At 35.8% G+C, this 25,390-nt stretch carries 22 protein-coding genes and 1 tRNA gene; 7 read left to right on the top strand and 16 right to left on the bottom strand.

All coding sequences use genetic code 11. The features are described 5' to 3' along the window. The 7 genes from ABN763_RS15630 to ABN763_RS15600 all read right to left on the bottom strand — a co-directional run. The coding region (locus tag ABN763_RS15630) for an immunoglobulin-like domain-containing protein (protein WP_410486432.1) at positions 1 to 1,407 on the bottom strand (1,407 nt) is incomplete at its 3' end. A 17-nt stretch (positions 1,408 to 1,424) separates the two neighbouring features. Further along, positions 1,425 to 1,976 carry a conjugal transfer protein TraO gene (locus ABN763_RS15625; RefSeq protein ID WP_410486431.1) on the bottom strand — a complete coding sequence of 184 codons (552 nt, stop codon included), beginning with the start codon at positions 1,974 to 1,976 and terminating at the stop codon, positions 1,425 to 1,427. Between the two features lie 228 nt (positions 1,977 to 2,204). Next, positions 2,205 to 2,717: a type VI secretion system TssO gene (tssO, locus tag ABN763_RS15620; protein WP_410486430.1), complete on the bottom strand. Its 513-nt coding sequence runs from the start codon at positions 2,715 to 2,717 to the stop codon at positions 2,205 to 2,207. 13 nt (positions 2,718 to 2,730) lie between these two features. Beyond that, positions 2,731 to 3,888 carry a hypothetical protein gene (locus tag ABN763_RS15615; RefSeq protein ID WP_410486429.1) on the bottom strand — a complete coding sequence of 386 codons (1,158 nt, stop codon included), beginning with the start codon at positions 3,886 to 3,888 and terminating at the stop codon, positions 2,731 to 2,733. 5 nt (positions 3,889 to 3,893) lie between these two features. Then, positions 3,894 to 4,916 (bottom strand): PKD domain-containing protein, encoded by a 1,023-nt coding sequence (locus ABN763_RS15610; protein WP_410486428.1) that lies wholly within the window; start codon positions 4,914 to 4,916, stop codon positions 3,894 to 3,896. Positions 4,917 to 4,943: 27 nt separating this feature from the next. Continuing rightward, positions 4,944 to 6,782 (bottom strand): type VI secretion system baseplate subunit TssF, encoded by a 1,839-nt coding sequence (locus tag ABN763_RS15605; protein ID WP_410486427.1) that lies wholly within the window; start codon positions 6,780 to 6,782, stop codon positions 4,944 to 4,946. Between the two features lie 14 nt (positions 6,783 to 6,796). Next, a complete protein-coding gene (locus tag ABN763_RS15600) occupies positions 6,797 to 7,228 on the bottom strand; it encodes a GPW/gp25 family protein (protein ID WP_410486426.1) in 432 nt (143 codons plus the stop codon). Positions 7,229 to 7,408: 180 nt separating this feature from the next. Here ABN763_RS15600 and ABN763_RS15595 point away from each other — a divergent pair, with 180 nt between their 5' ends. Genes ABN763_RS15595 through ABN763_RS15585 form a run of 3 tightly spaced genes read left to right on the top strand, consistent with a single transcriptional unit; the run spans position 7,409 to position 9,842 of the window. Further along, entirely contained in the window at positions 7,409 to 8,047 is a 639-nt protein-coding gene (locus ABN763_RS15595; protein ID WP_410486425.1) for a C40 family peptidase, read from the top strand. A gap of 8 nt (positions 8,048 to 8,055) precedes the next feature. Then, the gene (locus tag ABN763_RS15590) at positions 8,056 to 8,979 is read left to right on the top strand and encodes a hypothetical protein (protein ID WP_410486424.1); all 924 of its coding nucleotides are present in this window, start codon (positions 8,056 to 8,058) and stop codon (positions 8,977 to 8,979) included. Next, positions 8,976 to 9,842 carry a TssN family type VI secretion system protein gene (locus tag ABN763_RS15585; RefSeq protein WP_410486423.1) on the top strand — a complete coding sequence of 289 codons (867 nt, stop codon included), beginning with the start codon at positions 8,976 to 8,978 and terminating at the stop codon, positions 9,840 to 9,842. The genes ABN763_RS15590 and ABN763_RS15585 overlap by 4 nt, the downstream gene beginning before the upstream one ends. 183 nt (positions 9,843 to 10,025) lie before the next feature. Here ABN763_RS15585 and ABN763_RS15580 read toward each other — a convergent pair whose 3' ends face one another. The 4 genes from ABN763_RS15580 to ABN763_RS15565 form a co-directional block, all read right to left on the bottom strand. Continuing rightward, positions 10,026 to 11,123, bottom strand: coding sequence for a DUF4407 domain-containing protein (locus ABN763_RS15580; RefSeq protein WP_410486422.1), 1,098 nt, complete (start codon positions 11,121 to 11,123; stop codon positions 10,026 to 10,028). 120 nt (positions 11,124 to 11,243) lie between these two features. Further along, the gene (locus ABN763_RS15575; RefSeq protein ID WP_410486421.1) at positions 11,244 to 14,609 is read right to left on the bottom strand and encodes a M56 family metallopeptidase; all 3,366 of its coding nucleotides are present in this window, start codon (positions 14,607 to 14,609) and stop codon (positions 11,244 to 11,246) included. 2 nt (positions 14,610 to 14,611) lie between these two features. Next, the gene (locus tag ABN763_RS15570; RefSeq protein ID WP_410486420.1) at positions 14,612 to 14,977 is read right to left on the bottom strand and encodes a BlaI/MecI/CopY family transcriptional regulator; all 366 of its coding nucleotides are present in this window, start codon (positions 14,975 to 14,977) and stop codon (positions 14,612 to 14,614) included. A 102-nt stretch (positions 14,978 to 15,079) separates the two neighbouring features. Then, positions 15,080 to 16,324 (bottom strand): DoxX family protein, encoded by a 1,245-nt coding sequence (locus ABN763_RS15565; protein WP_410486419.1) that lies wholly within the window; start codon positions 16,322 to 16,324, stop codon positions 15,080 to 15,082. Between the two features lie 167 nt (positions 16,325 to 16,491). On the opposite strand from ABN763_RS15565, the gene ABN763_RS15560 reads away from it, so the two are divergent. Beyond that, on the top strand, positions 16,492 to 18,081 hold the full coding sequence (locus tag ABN763_RS15560) for a DUF4139 domain-containing protein (protein WP_410486418.1): 1,590 nt from the start codon (positions 16,492 to 16,494) through the stop codon (positions 18,079 to 18,081). A 25-nt stretch (positions 18,082 to 18,106) separates the two neighbouring features. Here the strand turns inward: ABN763_RS15560 and ABN763_RS15555 are convergent, their stop codons facing one another. Both ABN763_RS15555 and ABN763_RS15550 read right to left on the bottom strand, forming a co-directional pair. After that, the gene (locus tag ABN763_RS15555; RefSeq protein WP_410486417.1) at positions 18,107 to 19,495 is read right to left on the bottom strand and encodes a dipeptidase; all 1,389 of its coding nucleotides are present in this window, start codon (positions 19,493 to 19,495) and stop codon (positions 18,107 to 18,109) included. Between the two features lie 4 nt (positions 19,496 to 19,499). After that, positions 19,500 to 20,903 carry a pyridoxal phosphate-dependent decarboxylase family protein gene (locus ABN763_RS15550; protein ID WP_410486416.1) on the bottom strand — a complete coding sequence of 468 codons (1,404 nt, stop codon included), beginning with the start codon at positions 20,901 to 20,903 and terminating at the stop codon, positions 19,500 to 19,502. A gap of 193 nt (positions 20,904 to 21,096) precedes the next feature. Between ABN763_RS15550 and ABN763_RS15545 the strand changes: the two genes are divergently transcribed. The 3 genes from ABN763_RS15545 (at position 21,097) to ABN763_RS15535 (ending at position 22,764) form a co-directional block, all read left to right on the top strand. Further along, positions 21,097 to 21,178 (top strand) — tRNA-Leu (locus ABN763_RS15545). Positions 21,179 to 21,398: 220 nt separating this feature from the next. Then, on the top strand, positions 21,399 to 22,163 hold the full coding sequence (locus ABN763_RS15540; RefSeq protein WP_410486415.1) for a GNAT family N-acetyltransferase: 765 nt from the start codon (positions 21,399 to 21,401) through the stop codon (positions 22,161 to 22,163). A gap of 142 nt (positions 22,164 to 22,305) precedes the next feature. After that, the gene (locus tag ABN763_RS15535; RefSeq protein WP_410486414.1) at positions 22,306 to 22,764 is read left to right on the top strand and encodes a pyridoxamine 5'-phosphate oxidase family protein; all 459 of its coding nucleotides are present in this window, start codon (positions 22,306 to 22,308) and stop codon (positions 22,762 to 22,764) included. A gap of 49 nt (positions 22,765 to 22,813) precedes the next feature. Here ABN763_RS15535 and ABN763_RS15530 read toward each other — a convergent pair whose 3' ends face one another. Genes ABN763_RS15530 through ABN763_RS15520 form a run of 3 tightly spaced genes read right to left on the bottom strand, consistent with a single transcriptional unit; the run spans position 22,814 to position 25,376 of the window. Then, positions 22,814 to 23,803, bottom strand: coding sequence for an MlaD family protein (locus tag ABN763_RS15530; RefSeq protein WP_410486413.1), 990 nt, complete (start codon positions 23,801 to 23,803; stop codon positions 22,814 to 22,816). 11 nt (positions 23,804 to 23,814) lie between these two features. After that, positions 23,815 to 24,561 (bottom strand): ABC transporter ATP-binding protein, encoded by a 747-nt coding sequence (locus ABN763_RS15525; protein WP_410486412.1) that lies wholly within the window; start codon positions 24,559 to 24,561, stop codon positions 23,815 to 23,817. A 32-nt stretch (positions 24,562 to 24,593) separates the two neighbouring features. Then, entirely contained in the window at positions 24,594 to 25,376 is a 783-nt protein-coding gene (locus ABN763_RS15520; RefSeq protein WP_410486411.1) for an MlaE family ABC transporter permease, read from the bottom strand. Positions 25,377 to 25,390: the final 14 nt, after the last annotated feature.

Raw genomic sequence — 25,390 nt, 5'->3', positions numbered from 1 at the left:
GGTGGCCGGCGCAGCTGCAGTAGACCCATCAGCATTAAAAGTGACTTCTAAAGGCGCTTGTCCGCTATTGACACTGGCACCGATGACTGCTGTGGGTAATGCATTAACCGTAACAGTACGGTTTACTTCATCCGCTTGGTTGCCATTAGTATCAGATACATTGTATGTAAGGACATAACTACCCGGTGTGGTTTGATCGACACTACCGGTGATCATTATTTCACTAACAGGAATATCATTGCCTTGTGCATCGACTGCTGATACGGTTTCTACAAAAGGAGTGTCTTGACATAGTTGTACTTGTTCTCCATCACCTCCTAAGGTAATAATAGGTTTGTTACTATTAGGATCAATATAGGAGAAGGTAACAGTAGCAGTTCTTTCTAAAGGCGGATCAAATGAGTTTTGAACAGTAAAGGTTAAGGTGTGATCTCCTACATCAGTACCGGTATAGGTTCCGCTAAATTCTCCTGGTGTAATGGTGATGTTATCTCCAGCGGTATAGCTAGTACCATTAATTATTAAACTACCTGTTCTGGTATTGGTAAAGCTCATGGTATAGGCAGCGGTGCCTGAGGTTTCAACTAAATTAAAGTCAATACCGAGTGCGGTATCGATATTAGCTTGAGTGTCAGCAGCAGCTTGAGCAGTAAAGGTATATTCTGGTGTTTCAGAGACCTGTAGTGTAATTTCTTTTTCAGCGACCACACCGAATCCATTTTCAGTGGTGAACTTTAGTTTAACAGGCCCCAGCTGATCAGCCATGAATTTCCATGTGAACTGTCCGCTTTGAGTATCAGTGAATGTGTTGTTGGCTAATTCAGTTCCATTAACAATCACACTACCAGATCCAGCTACGGTACCTTCATCGGCAGGGAGTACTTCATACTTTGTTTGATATGTAGACGGATTAATCTCATTAATAGCCATGTTCAGATCGATCATGGAATCTGGTGATAGCGAACCTGCAGAAGGGATCACATCAAATACAAAGGCAGTTTCTTGTACATTACATTTTAAAGAAAACGCTTTTTCTTCTCCACTACCATTAACCACGGTGATGATCAAGGAGGCATTCCCTACTTCAGTGCCGACGAATTGTAGTTCGTTAGTAGCTCCTGAAAGCATGACAAGGTTATCTTGTTCTACAATAGCTCCTCGATAGCTGATGTATCCGCCACCGCCATCAACGGCATATTTAAACTGGTAGCTACCTGCGGTGTTTGCATTAATACCTCGAATGGTGACCTCGAATGGCCGAGCGATGTTTACAAAACAATTGAGTGTCTCTGTAGGTGCAGAGACCTTAAAGGTGATCAGTAGATCATCAGTCACCTCCTTTGTACAGGCAATAGCCAATAACAAAAAGACAAAGCGGACTAGTTTGTTTTGTAAGAGGGTTTTCATTCAGTGTAATTCTCTTCCTATAATAAAATGAGTTTAATTCCTGCTCCGGCATATGGGTTAAAATTCCCCAATTCACTGTTTACGTGATAATATTGATAAGCTTTAAAATTGAGTGTTACTGTCGGTATTATAAACACATCTAAATCTGCACCAACAAAACCTCCATATATAAAACGTTTCGCTTCTTTCAAAAAAGCACCGCTTGGTAAAAGTTCGTCACCTTTGTTTAAACGCTCTGATCCAGCTACCAAACCAGCACCAAGGTAAATGGCTAGTTTTCGATTATTGTTTCCTATAAGATCTACAAAATAACCAAGGTTGGCCGCAGTAAAATCAACGTCGATTTCATCACCTGTTGAAGCCATTTTTTTTGCTTGATAACTTTGTATACCAACTTGAGCGAAATCAAACCAGCCAATTTTATAATCTAAAGTTACCATACCACCGAAACCTTCATCGGTAATACCTCCATTAATCGATGCACCAATAGTATATGTCTGCGCATAAGATGCACTAAGACATAACATAAAGAGCAGCATTAGCATACGCCGTAAGGGGTTTACGCTCATACAATAAGTTACTTTGTTGTGTAAAATGCCTTTTTCTGTTGTGTTATTTTAAAATTACAAAACATTTGGCTTGTTGGTAGGAAAAATATACGTCGAAGATAGTGATATTATTTTTAATATGCTGGTTTTCAGGTGGGCAAAAACAATTTATTTGTCTGCTGTACTACTTAACTTTTTGAAAATGAACTGATAATAAAAAGTGCTTAAAAAGGCTGTTTATAACAGCTATTATCGTCTATTATTGTTACATGCGTCAAGATAGCGTTGAGTTTCATTTAGCTTATCTTGAAGGCGACGGTTTTGAGTCTCATAGTCTTTAAGCAATTGTGCCGAATTTTCTAATTTTTTTAGTTCGCCTTTTAACGCTTGGATTTCTACATAAGAGCTAATAATTTGCTTGTACATATCATAGCGGAAAGTTTGGTCTTCTTTAGGAATCGAATTTTGAAGATCAACCAATTTTCGAGATAGCATTACATTAATATGCTGCAAATTTTGACCTTTAACATCTAAGCTGTCAACATGGGCCTTAATGTCTTTCATCCCTTTAAAAAACTGCTCTTGAAATGCGATGTCTTTCTCTATTTTTTCAGACCGTTCTCTCCAAACCTTATTTTCATGTAAGGGTATTTGGTTAAAATCGAAGAAAATAGCTGTGACTATAAGTAAGACAGTTACAACAAATAATAAGATAAATTTCCAAATACTACTTCGCCTTTCCTTTGCGTTTTGGGGTTTCATAAGCTAACAACGATTAATCTAGTAAAAAGCTACGACGCTTTTTAACTTCAGGTTTTGCAATTACTTCTTCTTTTACAAAGATATTCGAATCTGACTTTTTACCAATATATTCTAATTCGTTCAACTTTTTGAAAAGAGACGCCATTAGTTTGGTAAAATTAGAAACATAAAGAAGTGATTTATTAATGTCGTTATGTTGGTAGTTAAGCTCAATCATTTCTGTCAAAACCTTTTCAAAGGCCCCTTGATTAAGATCACACCAATCGGATAAATAATTTAGTAATTCTTCTTTTCCAGTACCTGCATAGACATCAATGTTGTTTTTAATTACACGCGACAATGACATAATCTTGCTAATTAAATAAACAGGAGATTGGCCATTAGCAGTTAGCCTGTATTCTGGTAGCATTGATCCAAAATATTGCACAACCGCCTGTGAAATGGTCATGACCATTCGTGCCATATCGTTGGTTTGCTTCTTTTGATATATTTTTTGAATAATATTCATATTGTAATTCTCCAAAACATTAAAGAAAGTATGAATCTCAGCATAAATATACTTAAGGTCTTCATGGCTGTCAATACAAGTACAGGGTGGAATATACTCCTCGTTCACAGCGGCTTTACCATCGACTACATCAATTTTTCCTATAGAAATATGGTATGATCCAAATTCATCTTCATTCGCATCAGCTTCATCAACAATGTGCAATTGATAATTAGGAACTACGAAAGGATGACGAACTGGTTCTTCGTCTGGTTTGGCATCGCCTAGTGGAATGCGCTCAAATGGGTTTACACTAAGTACTACGTAATAAGAACCATCACCTTTTTCTGTTGTCATCGAAGTATCGATGCTGTTTCCACTCTTTACCAAAGCTTCGGTGATATCAGGTGTAATATTAATATTATACCCATTTTTAGTAATCGCTTTACAATGTTTTAGTTGTACAACTACAGTATTCTGGCCATCAAGGCTGACGTCCAATTCTAATGCGTTATTACCACTTGTAGATGGAATTAGTCCGTAGTTAAAGGCATTTATGTGGGCAGCAGTTGCTAGCTGGCTATTGCGAACAGCAGCATTTTCTGATTCAATAAAATGCTGTTTGTTTATTTTCATTCCATCAATCCAGTTTACCTGGTAATGGGGTTGTTTTTCTGGATTCATAACGGTTAGAATAAACTTAATCTTTTATAGGTTAATGTGATGCCAGTAATACAATTGTTTTCGGCTCTACTCACTTTTTGGATGGTAATTTTCCATTTTTTTCCGCGCTTTTCTAGCACTTTACACCATTCTTTTAAAGTAAACGAGTCGCCTCTTGCTGAAATCGGAATATTTCTGTTTTCACAAGTATAATTATCTAGGTCTGCTATAGAGCCGGTTTTCTTTCCAATACTTTGAAATAGTGTACTTAGCGCAGTATTTCCTATATCGGGAGCCCTAAAAGGTGGAGGTGTATCTGATTCTGTGTCTTCTTGGGGCTCCTCCGGCAAATCAATTCCTACAATAGGATCAGGATCGGTCGTGGGAATTAGATTAATTTCTGTTCTTCGTCTAGGAGCTACAATTCTCGGTTGCGTATTCTGTTCTAATTCAGGTAATACATTAATACGTTTTGAAGTGCTATATCGAGGATCCCCGTTTACAATTAGGGTTACAGTTTTAAGGCCGGGAGAATTGTAAATATAATTAGGCTCTTTTAATTTAGAATTAACTTCAGCCGTTTCGCCAAAACGCCACTCCCATGAGGTAGCATCTTTGGTAAACTCATCAACTTTTAAAAGTTTCCCTACCCTGATAGAGGATGGAATGTTAAAATTGGCAAGCTTCGTTGAATCTAATATAAATAGCTTTTCTTTAACTACAATCGTCTTTGTTTTTATACAGCGATTGTTAATTTTTAGCGAAATTTGATACTTACCCGGTTTTTTAAATGTGTGAAATGGGGTCACCCTTTTATCTACTTCGCTATTATCACCAAAGCTCCATTCACGATTACTAACCTGTGTACTTTTATCTTTAAAACGTATAATCTCTCCCACCCGATACTCATTTCCTACAGCTTCAAAATCAACAACCCCACATGGAGTATAGTTATAAAAACGATACCCAAAAACAGATCCTGATATTAAAATCATCACCAAAAAGAAAAGAAGTACACTTCTATCAATATGAAAATTTGTTTGCTTCATTTTATTATCATAAATAATTCAACTTCATTATGCGCTTACAATGGATATAGTATACGGGAAAACATTTAACGACTGTTGCTCTAAGATAGTTAAAATATTACTTTTCATAGCATCCCACTCCGGTTGAGTGGTTCGTACTTTGTTATTTGGGGTAAGCGCAATATTTACCGTTGGAACCAGTCCTTTTTCTTCATGAATTGCTGTTTTGAAGCCTTTATTAACCTCAATATCCGATACACGAGTAGCACAAATTTCATAGCATAAGGCTTTAATATCCTCTTTCGTAACGATTCTATTTCTTGATAACAACGCTCTGCGGTAAGCATTCAGGCGTTCATCCATATTAAGGTTGTTTTTACCTTGTAGGGTGGCAGTCAAAAACATGTTACCCCTTTGTTTAAGATCACTGCCTTTATAAACGTTTAAAGCGTTGCCTTGTTTTATCTGGTTGCCTTCTTCTCCGTCTGTTACCCAATACTCTACTAACAACGTATCTTTCTTTTTATGAGGTACAATCGAGATATAGCTTGTTTCATAATTACTGTAGCCTATATCTGCTATTTTAGTTTCAAGAAGTGCAATATTTTGGTTTAATTCTTTAATAGTAGCTTGAAGAAAATCATTGTTGAAAACAGAGAAGGATGCGCTTTCATCCTTTAATAAATCAAGCAAATGCAACAAATATTCTTTTGCTTTACGAGAATCAAGTTTACCAACATTATCTCTTCTTATGGTGAAGGTTCCACGGTCATCTTGAAATAGTTCGTTTTGTTTTAGCGAATAGTTCTTGCCGCTGGTGTTGCTGATGTTTTTTATGTCAAGAAACAGCTCCTGAGTGTTAATAGGGATTATATTAACGTAGTCTTTTAACTGATAGGTCATACTTTGCCAACGTCTATTTAACGCAGGCACAGCATTCATTGAGCAAAAAACTTCTTTCAAAATGGTATCATCTATTACACGGGGGAAAACAATTTTGATCCAATGAAGCTGCTCTAGTTGTTCGTGCTCTTTTAAATCAATAAGTTTTTCAAACTCTTTTGGTGTTTCCGGCTCATTATTTAATGTAACATTAGAAGTAATAGTGACAAAATTCGGATTGTAAAATGAACGTATTTGCTCTTCTAGATACCTGCTTTTATTTTGACCTGCGGCAACCACCGATCGAAGTGTAAATTCATTTTGGCGAGTAATGCGTTGCAGTCCTGGATTGGTTGTGACTGGTTTTCCATTAAAAAAGAAATCGGCATTTTTTAAATGGTGATAAAAAAGTTCTCTCCCCTTCATGTCCATTAACTCAAAATAAAGCGAGACATCTGTTAAGTCGATTTTCTTACTGCTTGATTTTATACCAATAAATAAAGTTGATGGCGGTAAATCCAACCCACTGGTCATTTTAAGGTCGCTTACTGTTTTTCGCTTACCCTCATATTCAAATAATTGATCTCTACATACTATTGCTTTTATTTTAGCATCGACTAACATACTGGGCTGTAGCGCAGAAAAATAGATGTTCTTTACATCTTGTCCGGCATTGGCCGTTTTTATTCTTTTTTTGTAAAAAAGTAAATGCTCTGGGGTAATTGTCGTTTTCGTCTCAACAGGTTCGACATAAATAATACCATGTGCGGGTTTTGCTCCATACACCATTTCTGGCGTCATCAGTTGTATAAGCTGTTCCGTTACACGTGACTGAGAGTTTTCAAACTCGGCCGAGAGTTTTTCAATTTCTGATGCACATGCACTTATGAGCAAGGAAACGATCGGGTCAAAAGAACTCTCAATTTCATTAGGCGCTACACCCCATAATGAGGCTGCCTTTTTGATCATTCTATTCTTTATTTGAAGTTTTGACTCCGTATTCATCGACTATAATTCAATTAAAAAGATAATGGTGCAATATAAAAACGCTCAAGACATGAAAAAGGCTCGCTTGTTTGGCTAATCATACCATTCACCTTTATGTCTACGCGTTTTCTTATTCTATTTAAATTACTACTATTTTTAAACTCCTCTTGCTCAATTTTTACATCGACTTTTACCCGATTTAATCGGGTTTCCTTACCGGATATACTTTCCACTAATGAGTCAGCGATAATATTACGCAACTTATTAGTACTGGTAAGGTTGTCAAAATCTACGTTCCATATTGAGCATCCAAATGATTCATCAAAATGACACTCTCCAAAATATGATGTAGTAATAAGATGAATAAACGAAACAACCGATTGCTTGATGCTTACTTTATCAAGCTCTTTGTTTCGTATGATTTTTCCAGCTTTTAGGGGAATTTGATAGTAGTTTGAAGCCATATAGAAAAGTCCTGTTAGACTGTATGTAACGCAATTTAATAAGATTTATTAACCAATCTACACAAAAAACTGCATATAGAATGATTACCTGTACTTTTATCGAAGCTTTTCATCAACATATCTTATCTTAACACTTGGTTTACAATGAAGTTTTATATTTGAGTTCCAAATTTTATGAAAATGAACAATAGATTTATACTGCTCTTAATAGTGGTGGGTTTGTGCATAAGCTGCGGAAATCGGAATTTTATTCCTGAGCCTGAAGAGGTTATTTCTAAAATCCCGATAAAACCAAAACAAGATACCGTTAAGCAAATTAAGAAGGCTCCTATTTTGCCTATACAAAAAAAGTATGCTAAGTCTTTAGGGGTTGAGCCAAATCGCGTAAAACCCGTTGCACTATATAATTTTATAGATAGATGGATTGATGCTCCTTATCGCTTAGGTGGTGAGGACAAACGCGGTATTGATTGTTCATACTTTACATTGTATCTATATCATGACGTTTTTAATAAGCTAATTGAACGTACTGCAAGTAAGCAATATCACGCACCTGATACTGATTTATTTATTGGGCAAGAGCATATTCGTATGGGCGATTTATTATTTTTTAATATAGAAGGGTCAGAATTTGAACCGATTACTCATGTTGGAATTTATCTGTCAAATGATCGTTTTGTGCATTCGACTGCAAAAAGAGGTAGCGACGGAAAAAATGGGGTGCAAATAAGTAATTTTAAAAGTAAGCACTGGCAAAAACTGTTTGTAGCAGCAGGCAGGAAACCAGGAATTGCAAAGGCGATACAATCGCTTAAATAGATGATTTAATGAAGGAGAAAGACCTGCAAAAAATGTACGATTCACTTCAAGCTGTTTTTAACAACTTGAAGGCCGAGGTATTGTTAGCAGAGTTAATGGAGAATACTGATCTGGATTTATCCAACTTCAATATTAAAAATCAAAGCACCTTTGCACGATCACATAGACGCGACGTGATGAACGTTAAGCTTGTTGAAAATACAGATTCACAACGCGTTCTCAATTTTGATCTTGCTCGTAATGGACTTTATGATAATTTACCAGAGGGTATATTTCATGACCCAATAAGTATTAAAAGTAACATTAGTTATAAAGCATTACGGCAAAAGCAAAAGAAACAAGAACGCGAAGCGCGAAGCTTTTTCGCACCATTAGAAAACGAATTTTTTACGCAACGCTTAAAAATTGAACAAAATGAGCGTGAGCTTAACGAGCAGTTTAGTAATCTGAAAAATGATTTTTTGGTCGATTTTTGGAAAATAGGAGGAAAACTGCCCAAAAAATACACAATCAAACTACTTAGTTTGCTTCCTCAAGCATATAAAATTGCTGGAAATCTCCGTTTAACAGCTCGATGCTTACAACATGCATTAGGTTGCAAGGTGCAAATGATAAGTTCATTTAAACATCCGGAGCAGAGCATAAAATCGGAGGCTGATGGCAAACAGCTGGGAGTCGATTTTGTATTGGCTCTGGAAACAACTCAGACAGCATACCCACATATAAAAATTATAGTGGGCCCAATAAACAATAAGGACATTTCAAAGTACGTTGAAGGTGGTGTGGCAAGAAAATTTATTAGTATCTTTTGCGACTATTTCGTACCGATTGAATATGATACTGAAATAGAGATTATTGCGGCTAACAATAAAAATACTTTTGCTTTAAGTCAAGAAGAGCAACCAGTAATGGGAATAACGACAACTATATGAAACTAGCTTTACTTTTTCTTATTGGGGCTGGACCACTAAAACTAGGAGTGATTGTATTCGCTCTTAGTGGGTTGATTATGGGACTTGTTGGTGGTTTGCGTAAGTTGTTTATGAAAAACAAAGGAAAGTTTTTCATATACCTATTAGTTACTGCGGTACTTTTTGCTGCAGTGGCACTTCTAAGTAACAAGAAAGTTTTAGATAATATTCCACTAAATAGTTTTATTGGGTTTCAAATAATACTGTTCTTATTAGGTTTTCTTCATGTGTTTGCAATGCGCAGAATTTTTCCGGATTTGTCTGAAAAAATTACTGATTTCTGGTTAGAGCTACTATATACCGTTGTTATCACATGTATTGCCCTAATTGCATTTATGTTGGTGGTCGATTTGTATAAGCCCGAGTTTAAGTATATGTTCTTGTCAGCTGGTATCGCTTTTCTCATTCCGTACTTTATTGTGAAGTTATATGAATATGCTATTGCGGTTCCTGTAGCTGTATATAAAAAATGGTTTTACCCAGTTGGTCAAAATATAAAAGACCCAAAGGAGGCTGAACTTCGAAATCCATTGGTCATCTCATTCCAATTTAGTAAAGATAAAGGTACTAATGAACTTAGTAACTTTAGATTGAAAGCCCCGGAGTCTATGGAGTTTGGAAAGCTTTTCTATTATTTTATAAACGATTATAACGATAGGCATCCCGAAGGAGAGATTAGTTTTGTTGATAGAAATAATGAGCCCTTTGGTTGGATTTTCTATCGTAAAACTTGGTTTGGTCTATTAAGACATGTAGATTTTGAACGCACAGTAAAAAGCAATCGTATTAAGGAAGATACTGTTGTTATTTGTCAAAGAGCTTGAGTTAAAGACGCTGTTAAGTGTAGCAGCTAGCAGTACTTAGCTTCTTAACATCTCACCAAAATCTAATTGATCAGTTACTTGTAAATTTCTGGAGAACCCATATATTATTTAAAGTAGCAGGGTTAACAACTACAAGCAAGAAAAAGTGCTTTGAAAAACAAACATTTTAATGCCCCGTTAGTCTCAAAGAATCTTCTTTTGATTCTCATAAAAGGCATCTGCCTGCAGTTGCATTAACTCGCGCGCTTTCTTTTTTTTGTAGTCGTACAGCTCATCTTCCTCAGCAATATCCTCGTATACCTTGTTATTTAACCCCGTATCTGTATTAAGTATTTGCTCACGCTGATCAATTTTTTGAGCTACCCATGTTTTAATTGAGTTTTCATGATCCTCTAATCGTAGATCGTATTCCCCTTTTGGAGCTAATAACTTTGCAATTATCGGAGCTGTTTCAATAGCAAGAAAAAGCAGGAAAATAAAAAATGAAGGTAACCATGGAAGTTTATCCAAGGCGTTAATTCTTGCCATGAGTCCGTCAAATCCATCTATAATGGGCTGAGAAGTTTTGATTTTGTCATTATATTCTGCCCCTATAGCGGCTATGCTAGCTTCGTTCGCCGCGATTTTTTGGTTATTAGCATTTCGAAGTTCTTGTAATGCCTGAAGTTCGGCATCGTGTTTTTCTCGTTTCTCTTTATATACAGGACCTTTTCCTAGTTTCATTGTTCCTGCTGTGCCTTCGGCTTCAGTGATATATGTGTTATATAGGGCATTTACTTCGGCTTCTTTATCTGTTACTTCTTTTTTAAGCTTTTCAATATCCTGATTTAACGCATCAATTGTAGGATTATATTGCAATGCAATTTGGGCCTTGTTATCTAGGGTGAGTTGATTTTTTTCTTCTAATAGAACTTGATCAATCTCCTTCTCAAATATTTTTAATTCTAAGGGTTTCGCTATTACAATAGCAATAATAATAGCGAGGAGTATTCTTGGTGTTGCTTGGAAAATTTCAGACCATTTACTGTCTCTTTTTTTGATAGTGGAGACTATAAATCGGTCGAGATTAAATATGAGCAGCCCCCAAACTAATCCGAAAAAAATTGCGGCAAAAATGTTATCAAAAACTGTATATAAAGCATAGCTGGCGGCAATTGTTGCCATGATTGCGGTGAAGAAAACAGTGCCACCAATACCAGCTTGTTTTATTTGTTCAGCTTTAGAACATTGTTCTAAAACATCTTGATCAGCACCGGAGCACATCCAGAAAAAACGTTTCATAGGGAGTAGTTTTTGATTGAGTAATACCTATGAAACGCTATTTTGAACATTTTGTTACACGTAAATACCGTGGAATATTAAGGTTTAACAACCCTTTGTGTTTTAATTCATCTCAGTTTGTTAAGTTCCTTCAACCGAAAATTTATTATTTAACGTGATCATGACCACGGCTGATGAAGATAATGCTTTAGGCTTTCCATCTTTAAAATAACGCTCCCATTTTTGTTTAGAATATAGGTTCACCTGATAATAATGTTTACCATAATTCTTTGCATTTTTCATGAGCTTACTTTCATGATAATGAACAAAGTAATCGCCTGCAAAGTCTGCAATTTTAATATTTGAGGTTGGTTTTCCATCTATCCAAATGCCATATTTTGTGTCAGAACTCCAATCATTCAGCTGTTTTTTAGATGGTTTTCTTTTTATGGGAGGTGGCGGAGGTAGTAAGAGTCGGGATTTTTCTTTAGGGGTCAATTCATAAAAGGTTTTGGTAATAAATTTACCCGGCTCCGTCTCAATTTTAAACGTTGCGTTTTTAAAGTAAGTTTCTACTTTTTTTGAGTCTTGAGTTAATGTACCAACATGGGACCTTGCTTTCTTTTTGCCATTTGATGAGGTTCCTTTAATTCCTACTTTGGGAGAATAAATATTTTTACCCTTTTTTCCAATTAATGATTTAATCTTAACAACTGGGGGTTCGATCGTTGAACTAACATCCCAATATGGATTTTGACGTACGCGCTTTAGTGCCTCTTTGTAAGTGATTTCGTCTTCATTAAAGTAAAATGTAGCGTTGTGCCGATTCATTACTTTGATGTGGTTTACCTTATTTTTTGCAGTAGGCTTTGATAAATTTTGTTGTATTGGCACTTCAATTATTTCTACTTTTCCATTTGAAGGCCCTCTGTTGTCAGAGTCTTCCAAAATCTCAATAACCTTTTTTTTCTTTTGAGATTTCGAAATATATACAGAGGGTCTTTGTGAGTTTATTTCTTTAGTTTTAAGCTGAAGGTGCTTATGCTCCTTTGCGTACTTAATGGCTTCATCAGAAGAAACTCTCTTTCCCTCAACATAGAATGTAGCCCCCTTTTTTGCCATATCAACAATATGATCTAAAGGGCTTTTCGGTGGTGGCGGTGGTGGAGTTTCTCTAATTTCTTCCGGTTCCTCAACAACTTCAATCACCTCAATATCTTTTATGTTTTTCAAGACTGAGTTTGGACTTTTTACCTTTTTTTTCTGCGAAGCATTCATATCGCCATACAATTTTTTTAAGTAGATGATATTTGCCTTTCTGTTTCTGGGAATAGTTTGAATCCGCCATGCTAGCCGGTTGTAGGTGAAAATAGTGTCCATTGGTGGCGGAGGTGGAATACTGGGGAACGGCGGCGCGTCATCCCGTTGTGAATGACTCATTTTATCATGAATTGCCTTAATCTTTTTAAAGTCTTTCATTTTGATAATCCGTTCGTTTTCGGAGACAGCATTTAGTTTTTGTACAATACGGTTGTATTCTTCAATTTCTGATGGAGTTGCTTTTAATTCTTCATACACATAAACAACTTCTTTATCAGAAGAAGGCATTGGCACCTCAATAACTTCTCCGACCTGAGACGGTGGTGGGGGAGGATCGGGAATGAGACCATGTTTTACAGGATTCGCTTTATATAATCTGGTTTTTTTGTATTCGATATTTAGTTTTTCCAGAAAATCGTCAGGAACATTTCGTAATTGTACATCTTGTTTAAAATTTTTCAATTCAGCTGCCGTCCAGTTTGCAGTAAGTTTATCGAGGGAAGAAGCAAATTTTTCAAGCGTTGTTGCTTTGCCATTAATAACGATCTTTTTTCCGTTAATTCGGATTCGGATCCATTTGGCTATAGCCTTCATACTCTCTAAATCTTTTTCATGGTGAAAGTTGTTTACACCATATCCATCCTGGGAAGGCCACCTCATAGGCTCATTACCCTTTGCACGAACAATCTCTTGAAAAGGTGTTACAATACGATGATACCCGTATTGTGCCATTACTTTTTGAATGAATTTTAATTCATCAAATTCGATTTTGGTATCCGTTTTAATATGCAAATTAATCACTTCATCTCGTTGAACTTTACTAAGATCCCTGTGGAGTCGTTGAAGTGATTTTAGTAAATTATTTTTTGAGACTTTTTGGCCATCAACTTCGATATCATCTTTGCTCAGTATTTTTAATTCTATGCTTCGGGCATATAAAGGTTCAGGTTCTAGCGTATTTATTTCTGAGGCATCCCATCTTACAGGGTCATTCCCTTTTGCACGAACGATTTCCTGAAAAGGAGTTACAATGCGATTGTATCCATATTGAGCAATTACATTTTGGATGGACCTTAGTTGATCAAATGGGATTTTATGAGTAGTCTTGATATGAAGGTTAATTAATTTATTTCGTTCTACTTTGGTAAGATCCGTGTGAAGACTCTGAAGAGCATTAGCAAAATTATTTTTTGAAATTTTAAGTCCGTCTATTGCATAGTGGCCGTGATCCAATATTTCTAATGTAATACTTCTTGCATATATGTTATTATGTTCCAGAGTATTCATCGTTGACTTGGGTAGCCGTTCTACGAGAGTCTCTTTATGTGAGCTGAAAGAATACAATAGCACTGTGAACAAGGGTAATAATAGGAATGTGAATACCCAGCGTTTCGCATTGTTTTTAGTTTTAGACATCATTTTTAATCGTTTTTTGGTGATGGAATAATTAATGGAACTACTTAAGTAGTGTGGACTTGATAAGCCAGCAATTTGGAGTAGTAGCAGTTGGTATCGATCAATCGAAATATTAGTATTCAAAACCGCTTGATCCGCAAGGAATTCATGGTTGAGTTTAATTGATTTTTTGATGAGATAGATAAAAGGGTTAAACCAAAATACAAGCTGTATTAACTCAATAAACAAGATGTCAATAGAGTGTTTTTGTTTTACATGTTCATATTCATGCAGTAAAAGTTCCTTTTCAATCTGATCTTGCTCGTATTCAGTTTTATTGATAAAAATGTAATTGAAAAAGGTATGTGGTACCAACGGTTTGAATAAAAGAATAAGGGATGCATTATGCCATTTTTTGCTAGGATTATTTTTGATGTTTTTCCCTAATTTAACCAAACCAATAGTGAAACGAACAGTTAACAGCGTCCCTATTATGAGATAAACAGCAAGCAGTAAGCGACTCCAGTTAAATGCTCTTTCTGTTTCAATAACAAGCGGAACATTACTCTCGGTGACAATGGTTGACATTGCAAAATCACTTTCAACAACAGGAATAGGATCTATATACGTAATGGTTTCAAAGGTGATCAGCGGAGCGGTTAATGCGAAGATGACTGCTGCTATTAAATAAAACCGGTTAAACTTAAATAGTTGTTCTTTTGATAACCAAAAGTAATATACCATCCAAAGCACGCCTAAACAAAGAATAGATTTTAAGATATATACCATCATAACTATTTCTTTTGAATTTGATGATCAATTAACTCACGAAGTTCTTCTAACTGTTCTTTGCTCAAATTGGTCTCTTCAGTAAAAAAGGAAGCAAACTGTGTGGTAGAGTTGTTGAAGAAGTTTTTAATCAATCCGTTAAGGTGCTTGGAGAAATAATCTTTCTTTTTCACCAACGGATAATACTGCCTTGACTTTCCGAAAACAGTATAGCCAACAAAACCCTTATCAGTCATTCTCTTTAATAACGTGGCAATAGTGGTATTAGCAGGCTTAGGCTCAGGATAGGCATCAAGCAAATTTTTCATAAATGCTTTTTCCTGTTTCCAGAGATGATTCATCAATTCTTCTTCAGTTTTTGAAAGCTGCATGTTCTACAATATTAGAATTATCTCTACAAATATAGAACAATATTTTAATTCTACAAATGTAGAGGTTTGTAATTCTGGAAATAATTTGAGTTAATACGGAATCTACTGATTTCGTGGATACTCATTAATCCAATGAAACCCTCTGTTTATCAGCTCGAATTTGGTGTGATCTTTTCTTGTGAGATGAATTTTCAACGAGTCGTAGTAAAACCAACCGTTTAGTATTAGGTAATCTTTACCTTTTCTCGTGTAATTAAAATAATGCCCATTTTCCTCGTTACCATCAACATTTATTCTGTTTTTAGTGGTATCGATTTCAAAATCATAACTGTTGATATGATCATTCATTGATTTTGTAGATGCTCTATTTTTATAATCAAGAATTAAATATCGCCATCGCTTATCATCGGTAATTAAGGGAGGTATGGTGTCATTGTTTTTTATAAATATTTGCGCTTCCCAAATTCCATATAGCGGTGATTTTTCTCTTTTATCTCCTCTAGATTTTTCAGTTGTGTGCATCTGCCAGCTTATGCCGCCCATAATCAAAACGGCCAATCCGATTTTTAACCAGAAAATAATTTTATGGTATAATCTGTCATCAATGGGGTGAAAATATTTATATGGTTGGGTGGCTTTATTTGTTATAAAAACGCTGACAAAACGTTTAATGTCTGTTATAAAAATGATTGCAGCAAATAGGATAAGATGTACGGAAAAAATCTTTACTGGAATATCAAACATAAAATTCATCATTGCGACCTGTAACATTACACCCATTACCACAAAAGCACCTAAAGTTTGTGTACGTCGAGGTATAAGAAGCAATCCGCCTAATACTTCCATGCCGCCAGCAAACAAGTTAAAACCTTTAGAGTAACCCATGTAAGTCCAAGCCAATCCCATGGGGGAGAATTCACCCAAAGGTTGCAGTAATCGCATCAATGAAGGACTTGGGAATTGAACTTTAAACACTTTTACAAAGCCATAGAAAAACATAAATAGCACAAGATAAATTCTTACAATAACTAAAAACCAGTAAAATAGCTTGTTGTATGAAGGCCTTTTTTTGTCAAGAATAGACCAAAGTGTACCAATAGTTAATGCACCAATAGCATTAATGAAGAGTGTCACATAAGCAAATGTAGTATCGCCACTACCACGACCATTCGCTACAAAATCATGACCTATGCCAAGAATTTGTTTACCAATTGAGACAATAACAGATTCTAAACTGCTGCTTACAAACATCAATAGGATATATAATATGACGTAGCTAAAAACAAATCGGAATAGAATTTTGCTAAATGGGCTCCAGTTATCCTTGTATTCTTGAGTGAGAATCATATGATTAAAATAGGTTAGCTTTCTATAAGAAGATGAAAAGAGTTTTTTGTTACAAAGTTTTAAATTCTATCGGTTGCCTCATCACTATGGTTGGTTTACTCAATATTATTATGTAGCGGTCAGCTACTTATTTATCTTTGAATTAAATAGTAACTAAACTTCTTCTCATGAAATATCTGTTGACCATTCTTTTCTTATTCACCTTACAAAGCAGTTGGAGCCAAGATAAAACTATAACAACAAAGCCGGTTGATGTTACGGTATACTTGCAATCGGCCAAAGTTACCGAACATGGTAGCGTTAACTTGTCTAAAGGTAAAAACATCTTGAAAATTTCTGGGTTATCTAATTTTATTGATACCAACACGTATCAAATTGGGTTTTCAAATGGTGCTAAACTACTTTCTGTTACTGCGGCTACCAATTATTTAAAGGCGGATGAATTCACGAAGGAAGAGCAAGTCTTAAAAGATAAAAAAGAAGAATTAGAACTAAATCTAGCTTTTAAAAAAGCGGAAGAACAAGCGCTTTCAGGGGAGTTGAATGTTATTGAAGAAAATAGAAAAATAGGGAATGCTGATCAAGGGTGGACAACGATACAATTGACCAATCTTGCTAATTTTTATGCAAGTCGAACTTTAGAAATCAATAAGAAACAGATTATTTTACAAAAGGAAATTAAGAAACTAAATAAACAGATAGCCCAAATTAGAAAGCAATTACAAGAAACAACCTCACAACGCAATGAGAATAGGCAAGAACTTATACTGGAAGTGGAGGCACCAGGAAGTATGACTTCAAAGCTTTCGTTGACTTATATAGTTCAAAATGCCGGCTGGCAACCTTACTACGATATTCGAGCAATATCATTAGAAAAACCGTTGACTATTGTTACTAAAGGAAGAATCTATCAAAACACTGGAAAAGATTGGAATCAAGTTAAACTAAAGGTTTCCACCTATTTGCCTAAATCTAATCAGAATCGCCCTATTTTAAACCCGTTTTTTGTTCGAGAACAACGAATAGTTGTTAGGAATGATATGGAATTAGAAGAGGTAGTGGTGGAAGATGCATCTCCTATTAATTCGATGCAAATGCGCAAAAAAAGTGCTTTAAGCGGAGTTCCGGTTACGCAAGTTGTCGAACAACAATTTAATGTTGCTTACAATCTTACTTCCAGTCAAACTATTACTTCGTCAGGAAAAGGGCAGACGGTTATTTTAGACAATAAAGAAGTAGACGCGGACTATGTATATCATACGGTTCCTAAGCTTACTGAAGAAGTATTTTTACTGGCCAATATCAAAAATTGGCAATCCCTTAATTTAATGCTTACAGAAGCCAATATTTATTTTGAAGGCAATTTTATTGGCAAGACTACGATCAATCCAAATTATACTAAAGAGGAGTATCCTTTATCCCTCGGTGTTGATGAGCGTATCATTGTTAAACGACGATTGTTAGATAACTTAAGGACCAAAAAGACATTGAGCAACAAGAAAGTAGATGTCTTTGCTTATGAGGTTAATTTGCGTAACAATGGTCCTAAAGCCATTAACTTAGAGATTTTGGATCAGGTGCCTATTTCACAAAACAACAGAATTGAGATCGAGAAGCTTGAACTTGCTGGTGGGGATTATGACAAAGGAACAGGGAGTATCCTTTGGAAAAAATCGATCCCCAGGGGTGGCAGCGATGTTTTTCGCTTTTCATATGAGGTAAAATATCCAAAGGATATGGTTCTACAGTATTATTAATGAAATTACTATACAGAAGAGTATGCTATTTGCTTAATTCAGTAAAATATTCGTAGAAATATGGAATGGTTTCAACCCCTTTTAGGTAATTCCAAACTCCAAAATGTTCATTTGGTGAGTGAATAGCATCACTATCTAAACCAAACCCCATTAAGATGGTTTTACTTTTTAAATTTTCCTCAAATAGAGAAACAATAGGGATACTGCCCCCACTGCGTTGCGGAATAGGCTCTTTACCAAAAGTTGCAGTATATGCTTTAGCCGCTGCTTGATAACCAATGCTATTTATAGGTGTAACATAACCCTGACCACCATGATGGGGAGTTACTTTTACCCGAACCCCGGCTGGGGCAATAGCTTCAAAATGAGACTTGAATAATTGGGTGATCTCCTCCCAATCTTGATTGGGGACCAATCGCATTGATATTTTTGCAAATGCCTTACTGGCGATAACGGTCTTGGCTCCTTCACCGATGTAACCTCCCCAAATTCCATTAACATCAAGTGTTGGTCTAATGGAATTTCGTTCATTGGTAGTATAGTCTTTTTCGCCATATACAGCATCAATGTCCAAAGCTTCTTTGTACGTATCTAACGAAAAAGGAGCTTTTGCCATTTGTGCCCGTTCATCAGTCGATAATTCCTCAACTCTATCATAAAAACCCGGAATGGTAATATGATTGTTCTCATCATGCAATGAGGCGATCATTTTGGTCAAAATATTAATTGGATTTGCGACCGCGCCACCATATAAACCAGAATGCAGATCGCGGTTTGGTCCGGTTACTTCTACTTCCACATAACTTAAACCTCTTAATCCGGTTGTAATACTAGGTACATCGTTGGCAATCATCCCGGTATCAGAAATTAGAATAACATCATTTGCCAGTTTTTCACGGTTATTCTGAACGAAGGTAGCAAGATTGGCACTACCGACTTCTTCTTCACCTTCGATCATAAACTTTACGTTGCACGGTAGCGTATTAGAGTTGGTCATAAACTCCAGTGCTTTAACATGCATATATAACTGACCTTTATCGTCGCATGCACCTCTGGCGAAAATTGCACCATCGGGATGTGTTGCCGTTTTTTTGATAATTGGTTCAAAAGGCGCACTGTCCCAAAGATCTAATGGGTCAGGTGGCTGTACGTCGTAATGACCATATACCAGAACTGTCGGAAGATTGGGATCGATTATTTTTTCTCCATATACTATGGGATATCCTTCGGTTTTACAAATTTCAACGATATCGCACCCTGCTTGTTCCAAACTTGATTTAATAGCGTTTGCCATGGTGCTCATATCATCTTTATAAGCGGAATCTGCACTTATTGATGGTATTTTTAAAAGTTCGATTAACTCGTTTATAAATCGATCTTTATTCTTGTTGATGTATTCTTTAATAACACTCATTGCTTTATACAGTTGTTTTTTTAGTTAATGATACCACGGCTTTTTCAAAGATATTGATCGTTTCGATAATATCATTTTCATCAGTCATCCAGGAGCAAATACTTAGTCTAATTGCTGATCGGTTGTTCCAAATGGTTCCTCCACACCACATCCTACCGGATTGTTGAACATAATCTAAGATGTTGTTGGTAGCTGTGTCCTCTTTATAACTTATTAAAACTTGATTAAACACCACCTCATTATGTATGGTAAACCCTATTTTTTTTAATCCTTTAGCTAATTGCTTAGCCCGCTCATTAAAACCAGTAATCATTTTGTCAATACCATTTTTTCCAAGATATTTCATAACCGCCCAGAGTTCTATTGCTCTGCACCTTTTCGACATTTCGGGACCGTATAAATACGGATCTTTTTGTTCGCTATGGATCAAATAATCACCTGTCGCATGAATAGCACTTACAAGAGCATCGGGGTGCTTGCATAATACGATACCACTATCATAAGGCGTGTTCAATGTTTTATGTCCATCTACCGCCCATGAAGAGGCCTTTTCCATTCCTTTGGTTAAATGGGACATTGATTCTGTAGCTGCGGCCCATAATCCGAATGCTCCATCGATATGGACCCATGCATTAGCTTTATTTGCCAAATCACAAACAGCATCGAAATTATCAAAAGCCCCAGTGTTTACATTACCCGCTTGAAGTAGTACCAGACAACTTTTATCAAGTTTGGGAAGTGCACCAACCACCACCCGGCCCTGATTGTCAGCAGGAACTTTTTCAACATTATCTGAGCCGAAACCAAGAATGATCAGTGTTCTTTTAATACTTGCATGAACTTGTTCATGGGCAATGACCCTTATTTTAGGTGCTCCATTAAGCCCTTTTTTATTAATATCCCAGCCCAGGTTTTTAAGAATCTGAAAACGCGCTGCTGCCAATGCACTTAGGTTGGCCATAGAAGTACCGCTTACAAAACCCGCCACTGTGCTTTCCGGTAGTCTTAGAATGTTTTTTAACCAACGCTCACAAACTGATTCTAATTTAGAATTAATAGGTGACGAAACATACAAACCGCCAACTTGATCCCAAATATCAGTTAACCATTTAACACCTAGCGAAGCGGGAATGACATTGCCATTTACAAATCCATAATAACGACCGCCTGTCTGGGCTACAGTAGCAGGAGACCCGTATGTATGCAATGTATCTAACAACTCATCTGCAGCGCAGCCATTATCTCTCAAAACTTCATCAAAATGATCTAATCGTTGAAGGTTTTCATCAGAAGGGAATACATCCATATTATCGATCTGATCAATATATTCGAATGCATGGTTTCTAGCTTTATTGAGGATTATTTTACTCTTTAACTCCGTTTGCATTTGGTTTTTTATGGTAGACATGAATAGGTTGATTTATTGATTACCAACGTTACTGAAGAACAGAGAATAAAAATATTAATTATTAGTCGGTTTTAAGGACTAATAATTTGAAATTAAAAAGGAATATGTATATTTGCACCCGCCTACAAATAAAGGCAATTCTATTGCGGATGTGGTGGTCCCGATAGCTATCGGGATGGTAGCCACAACAAACGCGGATGTGGTGGAATTGGTAGACACGCTAGACTTAGGATCTAGTGCCGCAAGGCGTGGGGGTTCGACTCCCTTCATCCGCACTTTAAAAGCCCTTCAACGAAAGTTGAGGGGCTTCTTTGTTTGATTCTGAGTCGAACCTCAAACACATCACCTTGTGCCTCGTTTCAAAGGGTTACCAAACCTTATTTGTTCGTTTAACTAGAATAACATGATCTTAATGACCATTGTCATTTTGTTATTATAAAAAATCATGTTCCTTTAGTAACTGGCAAAATGATTAATCATTTTATCAAATATCCTATGAACATTATAAGTGTTACACCGCAAAATGTTACTGAAGAAACCCTGTTTTGTATTAAAAACATAAAAAGCCCGGGATTTGAAAGAAAACGAAAATGGTTTGAAAAACGTTATGCTGAAGGCTTGCAAATCAAAATTCTAAAGAACGAATTAGATAAAATGGTCGGTTTTGTTGAATACGTTCCTTCAGATTCGGCTTGGAGACCTATTGAAGCTGCCAACTTTATGTTTATTCACTGTATGTACATTTATTCAAAAAGTGATCGTAACCAGGGTTATGGTTCATTATTGGTTAATGAAGCAATAAATGACGCGAAAAAGAATGGTATGTATGGCGTATGTACTATGACCAGTAAAGGTTCTTGGTTAGCAGGTAAGACACTTTTTGAAAAAAATGGATTTAGCCAAATAGCTAAAAAGGATAGGTTTGAACTATTATCGCTTAAATGGGATGCTAATGCTGAGAATCCCAAATTCCTTGATTGGACCTCAAAACAGACGGCATATAATGGATGGCACTTACTTTATGCAGATCAATGTCCTTGGCATGAAAAATCTGTAGAAGCGATGATCAATGAAGCCAAGAATATGGGAGTTAATTTGAAGGTTACTAAAATAACTACTGCTCAAGAGGCAAAAAACGCGCCATCAGGTTTCGGAGTATTTAATCTTCTGCATAACGGAAGATTGTTAGAAGACCACTATTTAAGCGCCACGCGATTTCGAAACATCCTTAAAAAAGAACTAACAAAAACCGATGCGTAGACATGAGTTTTTTTGAGTTTAGATTAGGGTATTTGAATCGACATTTTAAAAAACAATAAATGTTTGTAGTGACCGATATCATTATTTTTTGAGTTTTGACTAGCTAGTTTAGCAACAACTCGTTAACAAAATTTTGCATGAAATGATTAGAACATTAAATGAAGATGAAATGTATCAAGTACTAAGTAATAATTATATTGGTTATTTAGCATATATCTATCGAAACAGACCTTTCATTAAGCCAATTACTTATTTTTTTCAGAAAAAAAATAACATAATTATTTCTTATTCAGGTAATGGTCATAAAGTACATGCAATGCGGAAACATGGGGAAGTTGCATTAGAAGTTGCTGAAATTGATTCTGTAAACAATTGGAAGTCGGTATTAGCGCAGGGCACTTATCAAGAACTTTCTGGAAGCGAAGCAAAGGCATATTTGCATGATTTTTCGATAGGGATTAAAGATCTAGTGATTAGAAAAGAAGGAAGAACGCTCGATTTTATAAGCGACTTTTCAAGTAAGATTTATAACAATGATGATTCGCCCATTGTCTATATTATAAAAATAGAAGAAGTAAGTGGCAGGCTAAGAATTCATTAGTTAATAAAACTTTACTATTATCAAAATACCTAAGAGCAAGATGCTAAAATCAATTACTTTTTTTCTTCGATTTCTTTTCCTGACGTTCTATTTTTCTAAAATAACCTCTTGTCAAAAAATTGTGTTTTAGTGCTTCCATATTTTGGTTGAACTTACTCGCACCTTCATTAATTTCATTAAATGTGGCCTTTAAACTATTGACCAAAGCTGTATCCTTTGCTATATAATGGTATGTACCTTGGCTCGAATTTAAATCATCTACCACAATATTAACGTCTTTAATGAGATGACGAATTTCTGCACTACCTAACTCCAAGTTGTGAATAATATCTTTCATTTTTTTTCCTGAAATAGTATCGTTTAAAAGCATTCCTAAAACTGCCTCATCCTCTGATTTTAATGAATTAATTATGGTGTTTAAGTCTTCAAAAGCAAGTGAAGCCTTATTTGTTGCTAATTTTAGATTGGTAACAGATTGTTTTAAATCATATGCCATAATCGTATCGTTTAGTAAAATACCAAGCGTGCCTTTACCTTCGATAATAGAATTGGTAATAGTTAAAAGATCAGAAGTAAGTATTGCAGCATTTTCATTGGTTACACTTAAGGTATTTAAGATATCATCTGTGCCAATTTTGCTATACGATTGTATGGTGTCTCCATCTGCGATGGATGGAGATATACCTTTTCCAGGAACAATATTTACTATCATATTACCTACTAATCCATCAGATCCAATGGTAGCGATGGCATTTTTCCTAATATGCTTTATGATTTTTTCATCAACTCCCATCTTTATTTTGATGGTCGAATCGTTTATCATGGTAATGTCGGTAACGGTACCTATGTTAATTCCTGAATACCTTACGTTATTTCCTTTTTGTAGGCCACTAATGTTTTGAAAGTGGGTGTTAATAGTGAACTTGTTTTTAAACATATGTTGTTTATCGCCAATAAGGTAAACAGCGATTACAAAGAGTATTGTACCAGTAATAACAAATATTCCTAGTTTAAGTCGTTGAGGCATGGTTGTTTTCATTGGTAAAAGATTTATTGTTTAAAAAATGCCTGTACTTTGGTGTCGTTTAAAGCATTAAGCTCGTTAAATGTACCTGAAGCGTAATCGACACCATCAATTAGTAGTATCATTCTGTCAGCAATTACCCTGGCACAGTCTACATCATGGGTAATAATTAAAGACGAGGTGCTATATTTTCTTTGAACCTCTTGCATTAAAATGATAATTTCTTTAGCGGTTATTGGGTCAAGACCACTGGTAGGTTCATCATACAGAATAATTTTAGGTTTTAATATTAGTGTTCGTGCTAAAGCTACACGTCGTTTCATTCCACCTGAAAGTTCAGATGGCATCAAATCAATAGCATGTGCTAATCCAACATTTTCTAGTGCTTCGAGAACCAAAGTTTCCGTATTTGTTAGGTTGTCAAACTTATTCTTATGTCTTCGTAATGGAAATTCCAAGTTTTCTCTTACTGTCATTGAATCATATAAAGCACTGCCTTGGAATAAGAACCCAATATCTGATCGTAGGTTGTCTAAAGTCTCTTGGTTTAAGGTGGTGATGTCGTTGTCCATAACTCTAATAAGACCTTTGTCAGCTTCTATTAAGCCCACTAGGCACTTAATCATTACTGATTTGCCAGAACCGGATTTACCCATGATTACAAGATTCTCACCCTGATAAAGCTGCATATTGAAGCCTTTAAGTACATGGTTATTACCAAAACTTTTGTGTAGGTTTTGTATTTCAAGAACAACCTGTGGTGATTCTATCATGTCTTTTTGCGTAGTTATTTTTTGATCTGTTATCATAACTCATAAAAAATATCAGCAATAAAAACGGCTATAAAATCTATCACAAATAGCAGTAAAGAGGTAAAAACCACCGCTGAGTTTGCAGCTTTACCAACTCCTACAGTACCCTTTTTACAATAATACCCTTTAAAGCACCCCACAAGACCAATTGCAAAACCGAAAAAGAAAGATTTAATAGTTGCGGGAACAATATCACCGTATGCCAATGCATTAAAAACTTTATTAAAATATAGCTGGAAGGATACATCACCCTTTAGGTTCTCAACTAGGTATGATCCGTATAAAGCAATGGCATCTCCAACAATTATTAGTAGCGGTACCATTAAGGTTGTAGCAGTTATACGGGTAACGACAAGATATTTAAACGGATTAGTGCCAGAAACCTCCATAGCATCAATCTGCTCAGTCACTCGCATCGATCCTAATTCTGCGCCTATACCGGAGCCTATTCTTCCGGCACAAACTAAAGCTGTGATCATTGGGCCAATTTCTCGTACTATAGAAATACCAACCATTGATGGCATCCATGATACCGCTCCAAACTCGGTTAAAGTGGGACGCGTTTGCAAGGTTAAAACAAGTCCGATAATGAATCCTGTAATACCGACTAGCAACAGCGATCGATTACCCATAAGGTAGCATTGCTTCAGTAATTCTTTAAATTCAAATGGAGGTTTTGTACTTTCTTTAAAGTACTTAAGCGTAAAATAACTGAGTTCACCTATCTCTATAAAAAAAGCTTTAAGCCCGGTATTTATAGTGTTTATTAATACCATATCAACTATTTACA

This window comes from Spongiivirga sp. MCCC 1A20706 (assembly GCF_046524175.1).
GTDB lineage: Bacteria > Bacteroidota > Bacteroidia > Flavobacteriales > Flavobacteriaceae > Spongiivirga.
Note: the sequence above shows the minus strand (reverse complement) of the source record. Positions and strands in the feature narration are given on the sequence as shown.